General features: G+C 43.7%; 19 protein-coding genes. 10 read left to right on the top strand and 9 right to left on the bottom strand.

What is annotated here, in order from left to right; translation table 11 throughout:
* Positions 1-48: 48 nt before the first annotated feature.
* Both NG798_RS17355 and NG798_RS17350 read right to left on the bottom strand, forming a co-directional pair.
* Entirely contained in the window at positions 49-1107 is a 1059-nt protein-coding gene (locus NG798_RS17355) for a hypothetical protein (protein WP_261224951.1), read from the bottom strand.
* A gap of 68 nt (positions 1108-1175) precedes the next feature.
* The gene (locus tag NG798_RS17350) at positions 1176-2168 is read right to left on the bottom strand and encodes a hypothetical protein (RefSeq protein WP_261224950.1); all 993 of its coding nucleotides are present in this window, start codon (positions 2166-2168) and stop codon (positions 1176-1178) included.
* 710 nt (positions 2169-2878) lie between these two features.
* On the opposite strand from NG798_RS17350, the gene NG798_RS17345 reads away from it, so the two are divergent.
* From NG798_RS17345 to NG798_RS17335, 3 genes are all read left to right on the top strand, one after another.
* Positions 2879-3115 carry a hypothetical protein gene (locus NG798_RS17345; protein WP_261224949.1) on the top strand — a complete coding sequence of 79 codons (237 nt, stop codon included), beginning with the start codon at positions 2879-2881 and terminating at the stop codon, positions 3113-3115.
* An 84-nt stretch (positions 3116-3199) separates the two neighbouring features.
* Positions 3200-4699: a WD40 repeat domain-containing protein gene (locus NG798_RS17340; RefSeq protein ID WP_261224948.1), complete on the top strand. Its 1500-nt coding sequence runs from the start codon at positions 3200-3202 to the stop codon at positions 4697-4699.
* Positions 4700-4764: 65 nt separating this feature from the next.
* Positions 4765-5862, top strand: coding sequence for a hypothetical protein (locus tag NG798_RS17335; RefSeq protein ID WP_261224947.1), 1098 nt, complete (start codon positions 4765-4767; stop codon positions 5860-5862).
* Between the two features lie 24 nt (positions 5863-5886).
* Here NG798_RS17335 and NG798_RS17330 read toward each other — a convergent pair whose 3' ends face one another.
* Positions 5887-7344 (bottom strand): DUF4335 domain-containing protein, encoded by a 1458-nt coding sequence (locus NG798_RS17330; RefSeq protein WP_261224946.1) that lies wholly within the window; start codon positions 7342-7344, stop codon positions 5887-5889.
* Positions 7341-7967: a DUF3038 domain-containing protein gene (locus NG798_RS17325; protein WP_261224945.1), complete on the bottom strand. Its 627-nt coding sequence runs from the start codon at positions 7965-7967 to the stop codon at positions 7341-7343. Before NG798_RS17325 ends, NG798_RS17330 begins: the two co-directional genes overlap by 4 nt.
* Positions 7968-8089: 122 nt before the next feature.
* On the opposite strand from NG798_RS17325, the gene NG798_RS17320 reads away from it, so the two are divergent.
* The 4 genes from NG798_RS17320 to NG798_RS17305 all read left to right on the top strand — a co-directional run bounded on the left by NG798_RS17320 (position 8090) and on the right by NG798_RS17305 (position 10325).
* Positions 8090-8227, top strand: a complete 138-nt coding sequence (locus NG798_RS17320; RefSeq protein WP_261224944.1) for a hypothetical protein — start codon at positions 8090-8092, stop codon at positions 8225-8227.
* A 132-nt stretch (positions 8228-8359) separates the two neighbouring features.
* Positions 8360-8875, top strand: coding sequence for an adenine phosphoribosyltransferase (locus NG798_RS17315; RefSeq protein WP_261224943.1), 516 nt, complete (start codon positions 8360-8362; stop codon positions 8873-8875).
* A gap of 109 nt (positions 8876-8984) precedes the next feature.
* Positions 8985-10025, top strand: coding sequence for an ABC transporter permease (locus NG798_RS17310; protein ID WP_261224942.1), 1041 nt, complete (start codon positions 8985-8987; stop codon positions 10023-10025).
* An 18-nt stretch (positions 10026-10043) separates the two neighbouring features.
* The gene (locus NG798_RS17305; RefSeq protein ID WP_261224941.1) at positions 10044-10325 is read left to right on the top strand and encodes a hypothetical protein; all 282 of its coding nucleotides are present in this window, start codon (positions 10044-10046) and stop codon (positions 10323-10325) included.
* 140 nt (positions 10326-10465) lie between these two features.
* Here NG798_RS17305 and NG798_RS17300 read toward each other — a convergent pair whose 3' ends face one another.
* Entirely contained in the window at positions 10466-11539 is a 1074-nt protein-coding gene (locus NG798_RS17300) for a hypothetical protein (protein WP_261224940.1), read from the bottom strand.
* The gene (locus NG798_RS17295) at positions 11536-12654 is read right to left on the bottom strand and encodes a DNA cytosine methyltransferase (protein WP_261224939.1); all 1119 of its coding nucleotides are present in this window, start codon (positions 12652-12654) and stop codon (positions 11536-11538) included. Before NG798_RS17295 ends, NG798_RS17300 begins: the two co-directional genes overlap by 4 nt.
* Before the next feature lie 215 nt (positions 12655-12869).
* On the opposite strand from NG798_RS17295, the gene NG798_RS17290 reads away from it, so the two are divergent.
* The 3 genes from NG798_RS17290 to NG798_RS17280 all read left to right on the top strand — a co-directional run bounded on the left by NG798_RS17290 (position 12870) and on the right by NG798_RS17280 (position 17696).
* The gene (locus NG798_RS17290) at positions 12870-13667 is read left to right on the top strand and encodes a hypothetical protein (RefSeq protein ID WP_261224938.1); all 798 of its coding nucleotides are present in this window, start codon (positions 12870-12872) and stop codon (positions 13665-13667) included.
* A 32-nt stretch (positions 13668-13699) separates the two neighbouring features.
* Positions 13700-16117, top strand: coding sequence for a WD40 repeat domain-containing protein (locus NG798_RS17285; RefSeq protein ID WP_261224937.1), 2418 nt, complete (start codon positions 13700-13702; stop codon positions 16115-16117).
* A 64-nt stretch (positions 16118-16181) separates the two neighbouring features.
* Complete coding sequence (locus tag NG798_RS17280) at positions 16182-17696, top strand: N,N-dimethylformamidase beta subunit family domain-containing protein (protein WP_261224936.1); 1515 nt, start codon at positions 16182-16184, stop codon at positions 17694-17696.
* A gap of 125 nt (positions 17697-17821) precedes the next feature.
* On the opposite strand, the gene NG798_RS17275 is transcribed toward NG798_RS17280, so the two are convergent.
* The 3 genes from NG798_RS17275 to NG798_RS17265 all read right to left on the bottom strand — a co-directional run bounded on the left by NG798_RS17275 (position 17822) and on the right by NG798_RS17265 (position 21816).
* Complete coding sequence (locus NG798_RS17275) at positions 17822-18076, bottom strand: hypothetical protein (RefSeq protein ID WP_261224935.1); 255 nt, start codon at positions 18074-18076, stop codon at positions 17822-17824.
* A 201-nt stretch (positions 18077-18277) separates the two neighbouring features.
* The gene (locus tag NG798_RS17270) at positions 18278-18688 is read right to left on the bottom strand and encodes a hypothetical protein (RefSeq protein WP_261224934.1); all 411 of its coding nucleotides are present in this window, start codon (positions 18686-18688) and stop codon (positions 18278-18280) included.
* Between the two features lie 41 nt (positions 18689-18729).
* Entirely contained in the window at positions 18730-21816 is a 3087-nt protein-coding gene (locus NG798_RS17265) for an ATP-binding protein (RefSeq protein WP_261224933.1), read from the bottom strand.
* Between the last annotated feature and the right edge of the window lie 4 nt (positions 21817-21820).

Here is a 21820-nt window from a genome sequence, read left to right as displayed (position 1 = left end):
TTGCTTTAAAAAACCGGGGCCATAGCTTGTGGGAAACCTATTAATTTTTTACTTCATTTTTTGAAGGGTTTTAGCTTGTTCTAACGCAATCTCTCGTAAAAGTTGAGATGAACTCAAATTCGATGCTCCATCAATTGCTTTTACCGCCAAATCTTGAACTTGTTTCAGCGCTGCATCTAACTGTTTCGACAAACTTTGAATCCTCGTTTCTTGGCTTTGAATGGTTTGCTCAAGCGATTGAAAACGCAATTGATAAACTTGTTTTTGCCCCTCAATATCTTTGGCATACAAATCAGCTTTTACCTTTGCTTGGTAACTGGCTATTCCTTTACCTTCCTCACTTCCCCGCTTAATCGCGGCTTCTTTTTCTTTGTGGAAATTCTCAACTTTTTCTTTCACCTCAGTAAACGCTTTTTCCCGTTCTGCAATTGATTTTTCCCGTTCGGCCCACTCTTTATCTTTTGCCTGTTTTGCCTCTTCCAATTCCTGATATAAATTCTTCTTCTGCAACTCATACTCATCACTATCAAGCTGTCGTTGCAGTTTCAATTCATACAAATATTCCTGATTATCTCGCTGGCGATTCTTTACTTGTAACTCCTTTTGTTCCTTAACCATCCGCTGATGTTCTTCCTGTTCCTTTTCCCACGCCTTTTCTTGTTCCTCCGCCTCTTGTTTCAAAGCATCCCGTCGTTCATTCAACTCTTCCTCAAATGTCTTTGAGCTTTCCTCATATTCCTCCACCAAATTATCCAGCATACCGTCTGCTACTTGCACACTATGCAACGCCTCCAACTGCTGAATTTCCTCAGCCACATATACTTGAACTTCCGCTAACTTTGACGCCTCCAAAGTCAACTGTTCCGACAACTCACTCACAGCACTAATAAACCCCAATTGCAACTTTTCTAAACTTTGAATTGTTTGTAAAAGTTTCGGTTGATTCATCTTCAATGGGGTTTTCATACTTTGAGACTCTCCTGTGGTTTTACTAGCGCTTGATAAAGCTTTCTTTGTCGCTGTTTTTGGTGCGTTTTCTTCATCTGTTTGCGGAGTTGTTGCTACTTCAGCATTGCTATTTTTGTTCGTGGTTTTCTTGCTGCTCATATTTCCTCTCCTTTTATTATTGTTTTAGATTTGGCTATACCCACCGGCTAAAATTGCTGGGTAAAACATTAATTTTTTGCCGCACCATTCGTACTTGCAAACGCTCGCAAAGCCAACTCTTGCGCTTGTTTAATCGTCTCTTGTAACTGTTGCGAAAGTTCCCCAATTTGCTCGCTTTGCCGCTGAATTGTTGCCTCCAAAGACACAATCCGTAAATCAAAACCTTCTTTGGTTTTTTCCCATTCCTTCTCAGTTAAATCAACCCGCACTTTCGCATCCCGATTTACATCTTCAATCGCTCGTTTCTTCGCATCCTCTTCCGCCTTTTTCAACTCTTCCGGCATCTTCTCTACTCGTTGTTGAAATTCAACAAATAAAGCCTGGTTATCCGCCAAAACTTTCTCGCGTTCTGCCCATTGTTTTTGATAGGTTTGTTCGGTATCTTGCAACAATCTTTCTTGTTGGCGGGCGCGATTTTCGTATTCATCTGTCTCAATTTTTCGCTGACGTTCTAGTTTATAAACAAAATCCTCAGCTTCTTGCTGGCGCTGCTTAATTAATAACTCCCCTTCCTCTTCCACCTGCGCCTCATATTCCTCTTGCTCTTTCTGCCAAATTTTCCGCGTTTCAGCAATCTCTTTTTCCAGCTTCTCTCGCTGCTCTAATGCCTTTTCTTCGATTAATTTTAAGCGTTCTTGGTGTTCCTGCGTCAAAATATATAACGCATCCGCCGCCACCCGAATTTGTTGAACTTCTTGCAAGTTTTGCTTTTCAATCTCAATCGCCTGTTTCAATTCCTCTAACTTTGAGGATTCACTTCCCAGCTTTTCTGATAACCCGTTAACAATTGTTCCAAATTCTAACTGTAGATCCGCTAAGCCTTTAACAATCCCATCGACTGTATATTTACCTGCATTTTCTAGCAAGATTTTGTTTTGCTCTTTGGCAGCTTCTTCTTCTTTTGTCGCAACTTTAGACTCAATCTTTTTTCGCTCAACCAACAAGAAATAAAAGGTTTCCAGAATCTTTGCTTTGCTGTCTTTCTCGGCAATTTTATTCATTTTCCTTTCCTCTTTTGTTTGGGTACAGTACGAGGCCGGTGGCCCACCTCAGTCTGTCTATAGTTGAATTTTTCATCAACTAAACCCATAGTAGCCTTTGTTGATTTATTCGTCAAGAGAGAAGCCAAAAAATCTTTAAATCTTTTCACCGCAAGGACTACAACTGCTGTGCTGCCTTCGGTTTTGCCAAAAACACAGCAGAGCCTTCTCTTTCCCCAATTGTCGAGCGAGTTCTTCTTTATTTAGGCTTGGCGTCTGTTCTAGCAGCCGGCCAAACCGAAGCAAAAATTTTAAAATTCCACACTTAGTTTGCCAGACTTTCCCAAATTATTTAACAAAGAATCCTTCATATTTTTTTAGGCAGCAAAACCAAAATTTTAAAATTTTTTACTTTTCAATAATTCGAGATAAACTTGCTTTGCCAACACCGGCCCCCTCAGCAAGAATTTATCTCAATCATGCCAATATACCCCAAGCAAAATCTATCTAAAGTCCCCTAAAATTAGGGGCAATAGAGAGGAAAACCCCACTTTAAATTAACCTCTAAAAACCCCGCCACAGCCGCCACAAATATAAACTTAATGTCTCCGGGCTATAAAAAATCAAAACCCACTCTTAGCCAGCCCCTAGCCCTTAAAGTAGAGATTGCTTTTCGGTTCTTTTCGCAAAAACCCATACCAAGCAAAAGACGGCGTTTAATGTAAACACGAATGGCACAGGAAATCACCAAAACCCATATATATAAAAAAGACCCTAAAAAATCGAAAGCCCAGAAAAAGTTTTGTCAGCAAACTTTAAAAAATCCCCATACAAAAGCTTGTACAGTGTGGCCCAAATCTTGTATAGTTATGCCCAAATTCAATAGAACACAGGCAGCAATAGACCCTCAAATCGATATAAAATTAAAAATAGAGCAGTTGACTAAAACTTCGGCAATAGTGCTATGATTCAAAGCAATTTTTATTGCACCGAAAGCCAAAGTTACACTCACACTCGCCCCAAAAATACCTAACGCTATCAGAATCATCAAAATGTGGAACACTCCTCACCGCGTCGAGATAGCAGAATATACAGCCCTCGCTTGCACCATCATAGGTTTAATCGCAGCAGCAATATCCGGGCAAGCAAAATGGGCTCTTTTTCCCCTCACCATATCCGTCGCCCTCAACCTGATCACCCGTTACCGCGTAAACCAAGCTAACTGGCGGCGAACCTCAGCCGCCATAGCCCGCATCCAGCAACAACTTTCCGAGGAACTGGTAACTAAGCAAACCCCAACCGAAGTTAAACCCAGCGAAACAGAAACCCCAGCAGACAACACCCTGATTTATCAAAACCTCAAAAGCCTGCAAGAACAATGCACAACCTTGCAAGAATCAGTGAGTAGCGTTATTCATTACCTCAACACCTCCGCCGTCATCGAGCGAGTAGACCGCCTCGAACGCAACCTTAACCAATTCTCAGAACGCCTTGCCGGTTTAGCAAACAGCCTCGAAACCTTGCAACAAAGACGGAGAGAAGAAACCAAAAACAGCCCCCAACTCCCCAGCCCTCAAGTCAGCGTTCAACCGCACTCTACAACCCCCGCCACTACCGCCAAACCCGTACTCCTGCCAAGAATCGCTACCTCAACCCTCACCCCCCAAAAATGGCAGTGCAAAACCACCCACAACGCCCACACCGACTGGATAAGCGCCCTTGCCATCAGCCCCGATGGCCAGCATCTAGTATCCGGCAGCTTTGACAAAACCCTCAAAATTTGGGATCTCCACACCGGCCTACTTTTGCACACCCTCACAGCACACCTGCGAGGCATCTTTTCAGTCGCCATCACCCCAGACAGCCAAATGTTCGCCAGCGCCAGTTGGGATCAAACAATCAAATTTTGGAACATCACCAGCGGCGAAATGCTTGACAGCATCGTTGCCCACAGCGGTTCAGTTCGAGCCATCGCCATCAGTCCCGACGGCAAAATGCTTGCCTCTGGCAGCTTTGACGAAACCATCAAAATTTGGCAAACCGGCACCGGCATCCTGCAACACCGCCTCACCGACTATAGCGGCCCCGTTTACGCCCTCAAATTCAGCCCGGATGGCCAAATTCTCGCCTCCGGGGGAGGAGACGGACTCATTCACCTCTGGAGCCTTCCTGAAGCCAGCCAAATTGCCAGCCTCAGCGGTAACTTAGACTTCGTGTGGTCACTTACCATCAGTCCCGACGGCGAACTTCTAGCCTCCGGCAACGGCGACGGCACCGTAAAAATTTGGCAACTTCCCAACCGCGAACTACTCGGCACCATCGCCGAACACACCGGCCCCGTCTATTGCATCACCTTCACCCCCGACGGCAACACCCTGATCACCGGTAGCGCCGACGGCACCGTTAAAATGTGGGATATGATCACCGGCGAATGTGTCTGCACCCTCTCAGAAGACAACCAACCCGTCATCTCCCTCGCCATCAGCCCCTCCGGCCAACTGCTCTCCACCGGCAGCGCCAACGGCACCCTCAAAATTTGGCAACGCGAGTGATTTTTGTCATTCTCATTAATCCCTAAAAAAATGACAAATGACAATGGAAAATGGAAAATGGAAAAATGACAAAAAACCGCCACTGGCTACAAACAATTGAATCCCTATCCTTGGTTGGTTGCTTTGCCGGTTCGGTTGCAGCCGTCCTCAGCGAGCAAATTCTTTACGCTGTCGCGCCTGTTTCCCTTTCCCTAGCCCTTAATTTAAGCAACCGGCGCTTTTTTGAGCAAAAAAATACCCAACTCACTACCACCGCACTGCAACAAATCAACCAACAAATTGAGCGCCTAGATAGCGCCAAAAAAGAATGGTCTGGCGCAATTCAAATACTCATTCAACAACTAGAAACCCAAGCCAAAAATATCGACCCCACACAATATATAAACCGGCAAAACACTGATATCGATATCCTCAAAAATAAACAAGATAGCCTAGAAATAGCGGTCGGAACACTAGGAGAAGAAATACATCTGCTCAACCAACAATTTAAAAACCGGCCCGAACTCCAACAAATAGAAAACCTAGCCGAAATTATCCTCGCCTTACGACAAACCATTGACCGGCTACCCAGCCCCCAAAACTCCCAACCACAAATCGAAACTAAAACCAGCCATATTCCCAGCAAAATTGAAACTACCGATATCAGCTTTATTGCAGAAATAAACCAACAATTGCAAACCCTACAAACACCCTATGAATATGAGCTAGTAACGTCGCCAAACCCGCATCAAACCGTCATCGAAGAAGCCTTGGAAACGGCTCAAAACCGGCTGATTATTGCCTCTCCTTGGATGAGACAACAACCTATCCCACCCGAACTTTTAGAAAAAATTAAAGCCTTTTTAATTAAAACCTTTTTAAACCGCTCTATTACTATTCAAATAGGCTGGACAAACGGCGAACAAAACTTGCCTCTGCAACAATTACAAGAACTTGCCCAAGAATACCCAGGAAAAATTGTATTTAAACAAATAGAAAGCCATGAAAACTTCATTGTTTGTGATGAAAGTTTTGCTTGGGTAGGAAGTCACAGCGTCCTCAACAAATCTGCGGCCACACATGAGCCAGAAGTCGTAGTCCGAACCACTGACCCCCTGATTATTCAAGAACTCATCCAACGCTTTAACGAAGCCAAATCAAACTTAGAAACCGGGTTTATTTAAGCAACCCGGTTTATTCTTTGTTTCTTACCTAAAACCTTTCCAGGGGCTAACTTGCAGCACACCTTGGGGGGTAAAAACAACCCGATAATGAGCCTGTTGTGAACCGCCTGGTGTCAGTTGTTTTAAATTACCTAAAGGCGTTTCATTAACATAATCAGAAGCCGGTTGATTGAGAGGCTCATACTCAACAATTTTGCCGTCCGAAGAAATGCCAACTTTAAAAGTTAACTCCCGCTCAAAAGAAGGTTTGGTTTTCCAATTGTCGTGAATTTGTCCGTAAAGTTGCTGTTGCAAAGATTCAAGCTGAGCAGGATCGGTAATTTCTGAGCCAGAGGAGGAAGTGGTCGGCGTTGGAGATGGCGCGGGAGAGAGGCTTGGAGAAAGCGTGGGTGTGGGTGTGGGAGTGGGGGCGGGAGGGGGGTTAAAACCTTTCCAGGGGCTTACTTGCAGCGCACCACGCGGCGTAAATACTACCTTAAAATCGGCATAGGATTCGGGGGTTGCTTGACCGCCACCCGGAGGTAGATAAAGCAAGTTTAAGAGGGGGGTTTCTTTGGCATTGGTGGCGGCGTCGTTAACCGGCTTATAGCCAATAATTGCCCCATCTCCACCGACTGTAACGCGATAGCTTAATTCTTCAGCAAGATTTCTTTGCTGCCATTCTTTGTCTAGTTGGTCAAAAAGTTTGCTGTTGAGGTCTTCGAGTTTAGCCGGCTCGGTAATTTCGGGAACACTGGCCAGAGTAGTTTGGATATCTGAGGCCGGTGGTGTAGAAGAAGTTGGCTCTGGAGTGCCGGCTTCTGAGGCCGGTGGTGTAGAAGAAGTGGGATCGGGAGTACCGGCAGCCACAGCATTTGGGGTATTTTGCGTTTGGCTGGAGGTTTGGGGCTGAGGTTCTTCGGGCCGGCGTACTTCTGGTATTGGCATGAAGGAAAAAGCGATAGCTGCTGCTGCTAAGCTGGAAACACCAATGGCTGCCGGTATGGCTCGCTTGGCGAGGGGTTCGCTGGTTTGAATGTCGCGTTTGGAAACCGGCACCAGAGGCACTGATAATTCTGGTAAAGTGCGGGTGTCGGCTAGGAATTGATCGATGGCTTCGACTAAATCAAATAACTGTACTGTAGTTAAATCAAGTTCAATTGGAGAACCGCTACCGACTTTATCGGTGGGTCGAACAATGAGCCGGTGTAAATTTCCGCTACTTGGCCGTAACTCTACAGGTGCCGGTAAATTGTTAGATTTGTCTAGGTGAGGAACGCCGCTTAAGAATTGTTGAGCATAGGTTGAGACAGCTTTAACAAGACCTTCAAAAAATTCTCGGCCTCCAGAAAGACTTTGTGAGACACCGGCAAACCGGCATTCGGCGTTGATCAGCATCGACATCAAAGGCCGAAACTCAGTAGGGTTAGGGGCCGGTGCGTCGCTGAGTCCTTCGAGAAATAATGTGCAATTTGGTAAACTATACTGGCGTTGAATGGTCATAGCACCTCACCGTCAAACAGACTGATCCAGAAACGCTGCATTCCAGACGTGCCGGTGCAGAAAAGTAATTTTGCTAGTAATTCTAGGGCTAATTCGTTTAATTTTTCATCGGTTTTGTAGGCCAGCACTGCGGTACGGCGGGGGTTCATCCGAGAGCGAAAATGGACTCGAAAGCGTTCGAGATAGTCTGATAAGCGCAGATGATGGTCTAGGGGGAGTTGTTTTTGGCGTAGTTGTTGATAGTCCATCAAAAGCTGACGGATAGGAACGGTAAGCCGCTTGGTTAAATGACAACCGATGAGGACGAGGGCTTTGGCTTCTTCGAGGGTGAGGGGCCGGCGTTGACTAAACCGGCGCAGGGGGTTAGTGCTCCGCATCCGCCACAGGGTGACGCGGTTTTTGATAATATCGTCGAGTTCAAGTTCTTTTGCCGCTGCCAGAATATCTTCGGAACCTCTGAGGTTGAGGGCTTCAATTGCCAATAACATCAGGTCAATTTGCATTCGGGTACGGCGGGGTGCACCGTCATCTGAGAAGGGCAGGTTCGGCAAACTGTCTAAAATAAACGGGGTTGACCGGTGTGGCGAACTATTGGATTGCATTAGGGTTACGGGACTGTTCATATTGACTGCCTGGGATGGTCAACTGGTCTTTTGGGGGCGAAATTTATAAGGGTTTTCACACAAAAATATTTCACTTCTAGTATTTAGCTTATTCTCTCATTTGCGTTGCTTGGGATCTTCCTTTGGCTTGGTTTTACCCAAATTCGGAGGGGGATTTTCCGCATCCGGGGATAAACAAAGACATTATCTTATCAAGATTTTGGCAGTTTAATGACACTGTTTTGCGGCGGATGGTTGCCTTTTTGGTGGAGGATGTGTGAGGGATGTCCATTGTAGTGTAGGATTTTTCTTTGCACGACGTCTGGGGTGTGGGTAGGGTTTCACTACCGGCACGCCTGGGCTAGTCAGTTTTAGGCATTTTTTTTCTGAACCATCCCTAAGCGAATAAACTCATGGATCTGAAGTCTGTTATCCGCGATATCCCTGATTTTCCTAAACCGGGTATTTTATTTCGAGACATTACGACGCTGCTAGGCAACCCCCAGGCTTTGCGTTATACGATTGATATTTTGGCCGATAAGTGTGCGGATATGGGGGTGGATTATATTGCGGGGATGGAGTCGCGGGGCTTCATTTTTGGCACGCCTCTGGCTTATAAGATGGGTGTGGGTTTTGTGCCGGTTCGCAAGCGTGGTAAGTTGCCGGCGGCTGTTTACGGGGTTGATTATGCGCTTGAATATGGTACTGACCGGCTGGAAGTCCATCAAGATGCTTGGGCACCGGGTAGTCGAGTTTTGATTGTGGATGATTTGATTGCAACTGGGGGCACGGCGGCGGCTACGGCGCAGTTAGTGGCGCAAACCGGCTCTCATTTGGTTGGTTTTGCGTTTATCGTGGAGTTGGTAGATTTAAACGGACGCCAAAATTTGCCGGCTGATGTGCCGATTATTTCTTTGGTTCAATATTAATTTGGTGATTTGTAGAGACGTTCTGCCAGAACGTCTGTACGGTGCATCTTGTGGCGCGGGCATCTTGCCCGCAATACTCCCCCTAGCTTAATTTCTAGTGAGTAATAATATGGCGAATTTAGATTTTAGGTTAAATAAAGATGCTGTTCGCGGGCTGCTTGCTAGTGAGATGTTTCTCTATGTGCTGAAGCGGCTTTTTCAGGCTTTGATTACGCTATTTTTGGCTTCTATTCTTTGCTTTTTTATTATTCAGTTGGCGCCGGGGGATTATTTGGATACGTTGCGCCAAAATCCAAAGATTTCTCCTGAAACGTTGGAGTTATTTAGGCGGAATTTTGGTTTAGATAAGTCTTGGCCTGAGCAATATTGGCGCTGGCTTTGGCGTATTCTTAGCAGTGGGGATTTTGGTCAAAGTTTTGCAACGCAGCGTTCTGTTTCTTCTCTTTTGGCGGAACGAATTCCGGCGACTTTGTTGTTGGCTATTTCTTCGTTGATTCTAACTTGGGCGATTGCAATTCCGCTGGGAATTTTGGCGGCGGTTCAACAAAATAAAACGGTGGATCGGGTGTTGCAGGTTTTAAGTTATGCCGGCCAGGGTTTCCCTAGTTTTATTACGGCGTTGTTGTTGTTATTTTTTGCTCAAAATACGTCGCCTCTTTTTCCGGTTGGGGGGATGAAGAGTATTAATTATAATGATATGACGTTTTTGGGTAAGATTTTAGATGTGGGTTGGCACATGATTTTACCAACTATTGCGTTAAGTATTACGAGTTTTGCTGGGTTGCAACGTATTACGCGGGGTCAGTTGTTGGATGTGTTGCGCCAAGATTATATTCGCACGGCTAGGGCGAAAGGTTTGCCAGAAAATCGGGTGATTTATGTTCATGCTTTGCGGAATGCTGTTAACCCGTTAATTACGTTGTTGGGGTTTGAGTTTGCGGGGTTGTTGGGGGGTGCTTTTATTGCGGAGTTTTTCTTTAATTGGCCTGGTTTGGGCCGGCTTATTTTGCAGGCGGTGACGGCGCAGGATTTGTATTTAGTGATGGCGAGTTTGATGATGGGTGCGTTAATGTTAATTGTGGGTAATTTGTTGGCGGATTTGTTGTTAAAGGTTGCTGATCCGCGTATTAAGTTGGAAGATTTGAAGTAAAAAGATAGGGGTGTTGAAATGTCGGATTTTTATTATTTGATTCGTTCAAAGGTTGATGGGGCTTATGTGGCGGCGCATCCAAGTTTGGATGATGCGAAGGGGTTTTTGTTGATGTTTAAGGAGGATTATGATGCGTTGAGTTATTTGAATACGCATGGTAAGGATGTGGCGGATAAGTTTGCGGTAGAGTCGATTTCGACAACTCAAGTTAAGGGTTTGTTGAAGCGTTGGGGGTTTGCTGGGGTGGGTATTGTGCAAGATCCTTTGGTGCCCAGGGTGGAGTTTTTGGTGCAGGAGTGAGGGTTATTTGAAATTGAGGCCGGTAAGGGAGATGGTTTGGTAGATAAAATTGTCAAATATTGTGGAGGTTTCTTTGATATTGGCGTAAGTTATGGGGATGTTGTGAGGGCCGGTTTCGACGAATGGGTATTTCTGATTTTTTAAGAAGCTGCTAAAACAGATTCTATATAACAATCGAGGAATTCTTCTGTGACTCCTCGCAATTTTCGGCGATGGCAAAGTGCATACAATTCTTCTACGGCTGAATAGGGAAAATATTTGATATTCAGGGAATGAAATTGAGGCCGGTTGCCTTCTTTGATGACTTTTTCTCTATCTTCATCAGGCGCAACAATAACATAGCGAGTTTGAAAAGGCGGTAAAGCATCTTGTAGGTTTTTCATGCGAGTTAAACCGCTGGTAACTCCTGTGGTGTGTTCGACTTCAATAACAGCGGGCATGAATTTATCGCTTTTAAACCAGATGCAATCTATTAATTGAGCTACTTTCCGCGCTTCTTCAAATATGGAAATGAGTTTTTCATTTTTAAGCGAGGGGATGACGGTTTCCATTTCGCCAATTTTTTGATTATTATAGAGAATACTTCGGTCATTCTGTGCAATCCAAGTTCTATAACCTAATTGCTTGCCGATCATAATTAAAGCAATTTGCATCTGAGAATGCCGACGTTGAACATTAATGTCTATTTTTTGAATTGAAGATTCAGGAAAACTTAAAGAATCATAAACGACTTCCACCGGCACTTCAGAAATAACAAGTTGTGTTTTTTTCTCCCGCATAATGGCGAGTTCGTGGGGATTTTCTGGGCACCAGATTAAATGTTTATGACCGCTTTTAATTTGAGAGGAAGAGTTGATTATTTCAACTCTCCCTGGATAGCAAAAGTAGAATTGTGGGGTGTGAGCAAGGAGTGCTTCTAAGACTGACCGAGTGTTATAACTAGATCCAAGCACTCGGTCAAATTGTATGGGATAATTGGGGGTAAAAGCATTTGCGATCCGCCAAATCATTTGAGAAGAAATAGACTCTTCTTTTGCTGTCAAGGATGATTGACCTTTGGCTGGATCGTAACGCTTTATAACTATTGGCCCTTCTGGGTAAACAACATTGAAAATTTCAATGTTCCCTTTAGTTTGCGGGTTGATATAATGATATACCCGGTTTCTTGGCAAATCCCCAATCGCTCTTACAATATTAGAAGCAGTGAGTTTCATTTGTTTAGCGCCAAAAAGTCAAGGATGGTTTCAGCCAGTTTCTTTGATGCTAAATAGGGTACACCATTGCCTACAGTTTTGAATAGGTTAGTGAGGGATAAATGGGGAGGTAAAACAAAGTCTTTGGGCAAAGATTGAATGGCTAAAACTTCTGCAACCGAAAGCCGGCGAATTTTGTAAGGATGTAGGTGTACTTCGTTATTTCCATAACACGCGGTGGGAGAATAGCGCCAACGGTGAAGGCGTTTGTAGGATTTTTTGGAGTCGTCGCCTTCATCAACGGAGGCAAAACGTTTAATTCCTGCTCTTGGTTGGAAGTATTGCTGAGCGTTGGGATGGTTTAAAACATCATTTTTTTTAAACCAGTATTCAACGGTTAATTTTTCGGGGATATTTTTAGGAAAAGGTAGGGTTGAATTTTCTTCAAAAGTGTTAGTTTGGGGCCAAGAATAAGTGAAAACTTTTTGTCTGGGGTAGAGGATGTGTTTTTCCCAAGGAAATGCTCCGACCTGTAAGGTTTCCATGCCTTTGCTGGTTAATAATTCTTTTTTGAAGCCGATTAAAATGATGCGTTCTCTGTCTTGGGGTGCGCCGTATTCGATGGCGTTGATGAGTCTTTCTGTTAAGAGGTAGCCGGTGTTTTCTAATTCCTGTTTGAGTTCGTCATAAAAGGCGCGATGAATTTTTGTACGCCACAACCCTTTGACGTTTTCAAATAAGAAAAAATCGGGTTCTAATTGACAAATTAAGGCAATATAGGAACCGGTAAGTTTTCCGTGATCGCCTTCTCTGCCTTTGTTTTTTCCACCAACTGAAAAATCGGGGCAAGGAGGGCCGCCAATAAAGCCGATTATGTCGCTATTTTGTTTAGCATTCTTGATGTATTTTTTGAGTTTTTGCTGGGGTTCTCCTGTGAGAAAATCGGTGATGCTTCCTTGGTAGTAACCGTATTTTGGTAGAGGTTGGTTTAGGTTTTGTCTTGAATATTTATAGGCTTCCATAAATGGGGGGAAATATTCGTTGACGAAGGCGATATTATAACCGCTGTTTTCAAAGCCTAAATCTAAAAAGCCGGTGCCGGCAAAAAAAGAAAAGATTGTGGGATGTTGACTCATGGATTAAAGTGTGATAAACAAAAGGATATCTGTTACTAAGAGTTGGATTTCTAGCTTAACGCTTTGGGTGAACTTGCGGGTGAGGGAAATTTGGCCGGCAGACAGAAAGAGTTCAATGGGGGAATTTGAATCTTTGTGTGGTTTTTAAAAGGGAAAGTAAAATTAATGACGCATTCGGCTTAAAATTTTGGGGAAGCACTACCAATTTTGAGATTATGGAAAGTACAGAAACTCAGAAGTCTTTAACTCATCCGCACCACCGGCACGCGCCTCTGGAAATTGCCGAGTATGCTTCGGTGTGTTTATCTGCTGTCGGAAGTGTGGCGGCGGCTTTTTCTCAGCAGGTTATTTTGGCGGCGCTTCCTCTGACGATGGCGGTTTCTTTGAATTTAATTAATCGTTCTCGAATAACGCAAAAATCTCAACTTCCACCAGTGACAAATACGGGGGAAATTACTTCTAATTTTGATGCGTTGTTTCCTTTTTCTCCGACACCGGAATTGTTAGAAGCAACTCCAAATTTTCAAGAGGAAATTATACAGTTGCAGCGTTCGGTTGCTGAGTTGCAAGATAGTACGGCGGTGGCGTTGGCGGAAATTAGGCATTATTTTGCAGAACAAGTGCAAGGAATAAGTCATGGGGAGCCGGTGGATCTTAACCCGATTCATCAATCCCTTGATGAGTTGCGCTCTTTGACAGAACGTTTGCAAACTGATGCTCTGACTCATGCAGACTGGGAAAGAATGAATGTGCAGTTTTTGCTGATGCAAGAAAGAATTGCTCAGGCGAGTAATGCAGCGACAATTTCATCGGCAGAAAATAATGGCGAGGAAATTCAGGAGTTTCTTACGCAAATTCAGGCAAATCAACAAGAACAAATTGAGGATTTACGCCGGCGTCTTGAAGAGTTGGAAGAGAAAAACCAAAATATTGTTAAGCCTTATTTACAGCGGTTAGTAACGCAGGTAAAACAATTACAAACTGAGCAGCAAAACTCGGTAAAAACAGTTTAAAATTACAACTGGGGATAAGTTAAATAAGATAAATGCAAAATAATGGTAATTGGCTAATTATTGCTGAATATGCTTCGATTGCCGGTTCAATTATCGGGACGGCAATTGCTGTGGCAAATCAGCAACTTCTCTATGCGGCTACTCCGATTTCTTTGTCATTGCTATTGAATTTGGCAAACCGGCGTGCTTTGGAACGTTTGCCGCGTGGCGGGGGTGAAATCGTGCAGCTTCAACGCCAAATTCTTGCGGATATGGAATATATGCGCCGGCAAGCTGCCGATCCGGCATCTGGTGAACCTGTGCGTATAGCTATCTCTGACTTGGCTCAGGCGATGTCTTACTTGCAAAGTGAAATGACAGTGCAGGGGCGCGAGTTACGAGCTTTGCAGAATAATTTGCAAAACCTTGCAAGTCAACGTCTGCCGTCTTTGGCGCCGGTGCAAGCGCAACTTGAGGAGTTAAATAGCCGGTTATTGAAGAGTCAACCAGCCAATTATACAGCGACAGTGGGGGAGTTGAATTCTAATTTTGGAAGCCAAATTGAAGAGTTAAGAATTGCTGTTTTGGGTGTTTTGGATGCGCTGGCACAACAAAGGCAAGATAATCAATCTTTGGAATTCAGGGAAGATTTAACCCGTTTATTTGCAGAAATTGAAAGACTGCAAAGCCAGCAAACAATTTTATATCAAATGCTGGGAGGGTTACAAAATTCAATGGCTGGGGGTGCCGGGGTAGAAATCCAGCGAGAAGCCTTACAAATTAGCGATTTTGCAGATAGCCAAGATTCGCTGGATAAATTGGCAGAATTGGTTAATACAACGTCATCACGGCAACTGGAAATGATTGGCGCTGCTTTTGCTCAGTTGCAGCAACAATTAACGCAACAAAGCCGCAATTTAGAAGAAAGTTCTATTTCTACACCGGCTTTTGATTTTAACCGGCTTGAAGCTGCTTTAGTTTTGCTTTCAGATGGAGTTGCTGCTGTCTCAGGAACTTTGCAAAGTCGTATTATTGAGAATTTTCAAAAGTCGGTTATTCAGCAATTAGAAGAAATTAATACAAAGCTTGCTCAAATTCAAGAGCGTTTAGAAGCTGAGCCTCAGAACGTGCAGCCGGAAATAGATTTAAGTGAAATCCAAGCTGCGTTAGAGAAACTTTCTACGCCAAGTCAAACTTCGTCTCCTGTAGATTTAAGCGGCATTCAATCTGCATTAGGACGGCTTTCCGCAGATATTTTAAACATTCCTGAACTAATAAAAAATCGCCAAATTATGGCGGAAATGCCAGACTTAAATCCTATTCGGGAGGGGATTATTAAACTGCGAAATCAAATGCTTGATTTACAAGAATCGGTGGATGGTTTCCCAGAAAAGGCCGGTAGCCAGAAGAGGAAAAAAGCTGAAGAAAAAATAAGCCATCAAGAAGAACTAGAAAAACTTGAAGAAATGGCGGAAATTTTCGAGGCTGAGGAAACAGAAGAAATAGAAGAATACTCAGAACAGCCAATTTATGCAGAGCCTTCTCACAGAGGCAGAGCTTGGCGATTAACCAATATTTTGAGAGGGCATAAAAGCGCGGTAACTTGTTTGGCGATTAATTCTGCCAGTAAAATTTTGGCATCGGGAAGTTGTAAAGAAATTAAACTTTGGAATTTGGAAAACGGGACAGAATTACATAATTTTGATATTGATTCTGAGGCGATGGCAATTGCGGATCTTGCTATTCACCCCGATGGAGAATTATTAGCTGTTGCTAATGCGAATATTGAACTGTGGAATTTACGCACTCAAGAAAAAACTCGCACCCTAGAAACATCTTTTTGGGCTTCTTGTGTGACGATTAGCGCTGATGGTAAAATCATGGTAAGTGCGGGGGAAGATCCGGTGGATGAAACCGGCTCAATTCAAATTTGGAAACTGCCGAAAGCGGAATTATTAAATGATTTAGGGCCGGATGTCATTTACGCGGTGGCCATTAGTCCTAAAGGCGATATTTTAGTCACGGCAGGAATGGCATCAAGTGCAGAAGATGAAATAGAAGAAGAGGGTTTAATTCAGTTACGCCGGCTTCCTTCGGGAGAGGTTTTTCATACAATTAAAGAACCGGCAAAAGTTTATGCAGTGGCGATAAGTTCGGATGGCAACAATTTAGTAACTGGCGGGGAAGATGGAAAGGTGAAAGTTTGGTATTTACCCACCGGCCAATTGTTGCGAAAATTAGAAGGTCATCCCTCGGCAGTTCATTCAATTGCTATTAGTCCTGATGGAGAAATTATAGCGACGGGGAGTAGTGATCATACTGTAAAACTTTGGGAAATGTACACCGGCGCGTTGCTACAAATTTTAGATGAACATACAGAAAAAGTGTCAAAAGTTGCGTTTAGTCCTGATGGGAAAACCTTGGTGAGTGCGAGTAGTGATATGAGTGTGAAGGTGTGCCGGTGTGGTTAAATAGTGTCGGTTGGGTTTCGTTTTCCCGCCCAACCCACTCTCATAAATTTAAGTAAAATTTTCTATGATCCCCTCTCGCCGCACCTTCCTAAAATCCTTCCTTTTCGGACTAACAACCCCCTTCCTCTCCAAAATTCCCGCCTATACCCAACCAAAACCCAACAACCCCATAATCCTAGAAAACCAAAAAGCCGGCACCAAAGAATGGCAACTCACCAACCCCGCCATCAACCACGAAATTGAAGGTTACGCCAACCTCACCAGCGTCAATATTGGCAAAGAAATTCAACTATTTGTTAACACCAAAGACCCTAATTATACCCTGGAAATATTCCGTATGGGCTGGTATAATGGCGATGGAGGCCGGCTCATCACCCAACCCATAAACCTCACCGGCATTCAACAACCGCCACCCCTCGAAGATGAAGGCTCAGCCTTAATTGAATGTGACTGGAAAAACCCTTATATTTTAACCATTCCTGATGATTGGGTAAGCGGCGTTTATTTAGCTAAACTCACCGGCAACAAATCCAACAAACAAAGCTATATCATGTTTGTTGTTCGTGACAATTTTCGCCCCTCAGATATTTTATTTCAATCCAGTGTTACCACCTTTCAAGCTTATAACAATTGGGGCGAAAAATCGCTTTATCGCTGGAATAGTACCGTGAAACAAGCTTATAAAGTTTCCTTCAACCGGCCCTACGCTGCAAGCCCTAATTATAAAGCAGCCTATGGTGTCGGTGCGGGGGAATTTTTAACCAATTTGCAACCGGCAAATAAAGTCTCAAGTGCCGGTTGGGAATACAACATGGTGCGCTGGCTGGAAAAAGAAGGCTATGATGTAACTTACTGCACCAACATCGACACCCATTTTAATAAAAGATTGCTCTTAAAACACAAAGTTTTTCTATCTGTTGGACACGATGAATATTGGTCCTATGATATGCGAGAAAACATCGAAAATGCCAGAGATCAAGGAATTAATTTAGGCTTTTTTTCTGCTAATACTTGTTTCTGGCAAATACGCCTCGAACCTAGCCGCATCACCGGCGAGAGTAACCGCACTATTGTCAGCTATAAAGAAATGGCTCCAAATGACCCATTTTGGCGAGTTCAAGACGAATTTAGCGAAAAAAGAATCACCACCCTTTGGCGAAAGGAACCCCTCAACCGGCCCGAAGATGCCCTCATTGGAGTTATGTATGAAACCTTCCCAGTTGATGCAGATATCACCCTTGATGATGCACCCGAATGGCTATTAGCAAATACCGGCCTCAAAAAAGGCGATAAACTTGCCGGACTTTTAGGTTATGAAGTTGACAGAATCTATGGAAATGCTCCTAAAAATTTGATTCGCGTTTGCCATTCTCCCTACCCACATAAAGGCGGTACAAGATACAGCAACACCACCCTTTATACCGCTGATTCAGGAGCTATTGTTTTTGCCACCGGCACTATACAATGGAGTTGGGGATTGGATGATTTTAATGCCCCCCAATTACGCACCTCTCGCCTTAATTTGGCTGCTCAACAAATTACCCACAATGTGTTAGATAAAATGCTCAATCGTTCTTAGTTATGGGTCATTTTTAACCGCAGATGAAGACTCCGAGTGGAGCAGGCGTCTCGCCTGCTTTTGATGTAGCAATCGCAGGCGGGACGCCTGCTCCACTGGAGATTGCCAGCCGCTACCTTCACAAATTAAAGCTCAGATGGCGTATCCGGCGCCACTTCAATTCCGCCTCTTTGGATCACCGCTTGTTGATCTGTAATTAAATCACTTAACTCGTGAATTTGCACACCAATATTATCGCAAGCGTGCTTTAATTCACCCTTAAACGTATTCAAATCATCTCCATATCCGCATAATTCGGCGGCGGCTTGTATTCCCTGTGCGGCATTTGCTTTTGCACAATCAATTAACTCTAAACCTTTGAGTTTTGTTGAGGAAGCCATAATTTTTAAGAGCGTTCTATTGTTATTGTTTTTGAGTTTAACAAACCTCGAAAATAAACTCATCCACCTTTCGATATAAACCGACAGGCGGATTTGTGAATCTTGATTGTGAATAGATAAGGAATGAATGATTAATTTAATGCTCAAAATATCCCAGTCATTCCTCTTATTTCAATAAAAAAATCGGCTTTTTATCTAGCTTTAAAAATTACTGCCGGTCTCACTTGTATCCTCACCGGCATCATAGCTACCCTCATCATATCTATTACCATCACTGCCATAAATTGAAGCCAAATCATCATAGTTTTGCTCACTAGGAGAATGTGACTCAGATTGATTGCCGGTGCCTCCATATTCGTTTCTCATCTCCTCAAATAATTCTGGGGTGAAGTCTCCAGGCTGATCTGTGTATCTTATTCTCGAATCTCCGGTATCATTTGCAATGGGAGAAGCGCCGTTTTCCCCAATTCCTTGCTCTTCATTTTGCTGGATAGAATCGTCAATGTTTGGCTCTACTGCGGCTGGTGGTTTGGGTTCCCCCGGACTTCCTTCGGCTGTCGTTGGGTTTTGTTCTGGCGTTTTTTTCGGTTTGGGAAAGCTTTCCATAGACATGAGTTTTTCTCCTAATTAAATTTGGATAAATTAGCGACCAATCAAGACAGAAAAGCCTTTAAGTGTTGGCTAGGTTTATTTTCAGTTAACTGAATTGCTAAACAAGTTAACAAAGAACGTTGCAAAGGCTCACTCAAATAAGGAAAAACTGGGGCTGTAGCTACCCATTTTTTCAAAGCAAGATCCGGGGTATTTGCCTTATCGTTCATGGCCTTTTTAAAAAAGCTACGATCACCGGCCAGCATGATTTTATTTTCATACCGAAACACCCCCGGAGCCTCACATTTAGCATACTCTGGATGCGGTAATCCTAAGTCTAACAAATGATTAGGAATTCGGCAAAGATTCACCCACCTGCCCGTATTTTCAGGCGTGGAATTAAAAATTGCATTCACCAAAAGCCGGTGAGCGTGTTGAGTTTGCCGGCCCAACCATCCATGCACTTTTGCTTTTTCTTGTACCGCTTCCAAAGCTAAAAACGAAATCGCACTTTTAAGGATATTTTCCACTTGTTCTGCATTGAGATGATTAGCTCCCCGTTCTATTAAAATTTTACCCAAAATTGGCCGTAATATCTCCATCACCGACAATCCAAAAGGAGCCGCCAAAAGTTGTAAAATCAAGCTTGATTTGATAGATTTATATTGCGGTTCTTCCCACAAAGCTTTTACCAAGTCTGCGCCTTGTTCGATACAAAAAGCTGATTCTTCATCGGCTGGACAACCGGCAGGAGGAGCATAAATTGTCGGCTGTTTTGCCATAAATTCTTGCTGGAAAAATTGCCTAATTTCTTCATCTTGCAGACGGGGATTAAACTTGTTATTGGGGTGATCTTTAAAATTGGGACTGCTGGTGAGGCTGGGTTCAGGTTGACCGCCAATATAATACAGCATTTGGCCGGTTCCTAGAGCCGCTAGAGATTTTTCTTGCTGGGGAGTTAGCAACATCGAACGCCCCAAAGCTTCCCGATTTTTTGCCTCTACAATGCGATGAGCTATTTTGATATTTGTGTTGACCATAATATCAGGAACTAACCCAGATGGATTTTGTTCAGCGATAGCAATTCCTTGACCAAAGCCTCGCACTTCTGCTAACATATTAGCAAAGTTTTTTACTGCTTTTCCTTTGGGATTTGCTTGTTCTTGATTTGTAAATTCAGAAGCATTTGCTAAGAGGTTATGGGCTTCTTCTATTAACATTAAATGTTTGAGTTCGCCGGTGGCTTCATGTCGTCTTGTCATCCAATATTGATAACAACGATTGAGAATTAAACCCATAATAAAAGCCCGGTCGTCGCTATTAGTAATTTGGCTCATTTCTAAAACCACCGGCTTTTGCATCAATTCATCAAAAGAAATCGATTCTGTAGTGTTGAGCATCCGCCCCAAAGCACCGCGACAAAATTTGTTAAGTCGCACAGAAATAGCAGCCGTTATGTCATCAGTGGTTTCTTTTTTGTAGCCTAATTTCGGCACAATTTCAGAAATCAAAGATGCCAGATCAGAAAAGCGAGGCGGTGTAAGTTGGCTGTTATCTCCTAAAATTGTAAAACCTTTACGTTTGTAAGCTTCTTGAATTAATTGTTCGACGACATTTGGCAGGGGTCCCCACATACTCATGGAGACAGAAAATAAGTCTAGCAAAGCTCCTTGATGGCTGTCTAAATTTATGCCTTTTGGCACTTCAAAAGGGTTAAATCTAAAAGGGGCAATTCTTTCGTCTCCCAAAGTAAAAATTAGCAGGTCATTTTTAAAAGCAGGAACGGTTTTGAGGCCGCGATATTCGGTTTTGGCCGGCTCTAAAACCATCCAAGGAATGCCATGTTGTTGCCATAAAGTGTTTAATAAATAAAGAGAAGTATTGGTTTTACCACTACCCGGAACGCCGCTAATTAATAAGTGCTGAGTGAGTTGTTTTTTGGTTAAATGTAATGAACCAATAGAGATTTCTGGTTCGGTTTCACTGATTTTTTGAGGCCGTCTGGCATCGGTGGCACCGGCAGCAGATGGTAAACCCCAAACGCCGTTTCTATCAGCAATTGGAAGCCGAAATAAACTATGCACTTCTTCGGGGCTAAATAGCCAGGGAAGCCGGTCTAATTCATAGTTATTTGCCCATTTATTAAAAGTTAGATCAGCCCAATTTTGTAGCACTGCCATTTTTTGAGCTTCGCTTTGAGTGAGGATAATAATTCCCGTCCCACGCGGCTGATTTTCTCGCTCAATTTTGCCATCTATGGCGCTTTGAAAGGCGCTGATTACTGATTGGGGTAAGTCAGTTTCAGAGATTAAGCTGACGGTCATTTCAAAGCCGGTTTGCCAGCTTGTTTGTAAGCGTGTCCAAGCTTGAGAGGCGAGTTCGGCTTCCACAAGTTTTTCTTGATAGCTAATGTTGCTGGAAATAATGCGATTTTGTGAGCCTTCGCTGCGGGTTATTGTGGCAATATTGGCATATAAACGGGCTTGTTCGGCAAGATAAAGGGCTTCGTTTCGATTGAGGGAAGTGGGTTGCAAGTTAATAGCAATTGCGGCGGGTGTGGGGTGGGAAATAAGGGCGCGGAAGAGTTCTTGAAAGTTGCCGGTGTTGGGTATCCAAGGGTCAATTCTTACACCAATGCTGTCGGGAATATCGGCGCTGGTGATGGTTGGCATTGGGGTGAGGGGCCGGCGAAATTCTCCGCTATTTTCCGGCAAAAATGGTAATCGTAATTCGGTTAATTGTTCAGGTTCGCGGCATGGTTGTAGGGGGTAGCCGGTGGGGAAGGTATCGCGGATTTTGTTATAAAAATTTCGGGCTGCAAAAAGAGTTTCGCTTTCGTTTTGGCCGGTGGTTTTACCAAGGATGCCAAAGATTAAATTTTCCTCTGGGTTGCCGGTGGTGATTAGGCGTAGGGAAAGGCTAAACCGGCTTTCTCCATGTAGTTGTTTTATCCAGCGTTTTTGGGTTTCTAAAAGTTGATTTAATGCTGTGTCATAACTCATGCCGGTGCGGGCAATTTCCAGGGATATTAAATCGGGAATCGCTGGAATAATTGCCCCCCAAAATACTGCTATTGTTTGCTGTTCTGTGGGTTCAATTGCCACAGCAGGAGCGCTGCTTGTTTCCCATTTTGTTAAGGCTAATACCATGAGA

It is taken from the genome of Ancylothrix sp. D3o, from assembly GCF_025370775.1.
Classification (GTDB): Bacteria; Cyanobacteriota; Cyanobacteriia; order Cyanobacteriales; family Oscillatoriaceae; genus Ancylothrix.
Note: the sequence above shows the minus strand (reverse complement) of the source record. Positions and strands in the feature narration are given on the sequence as shown.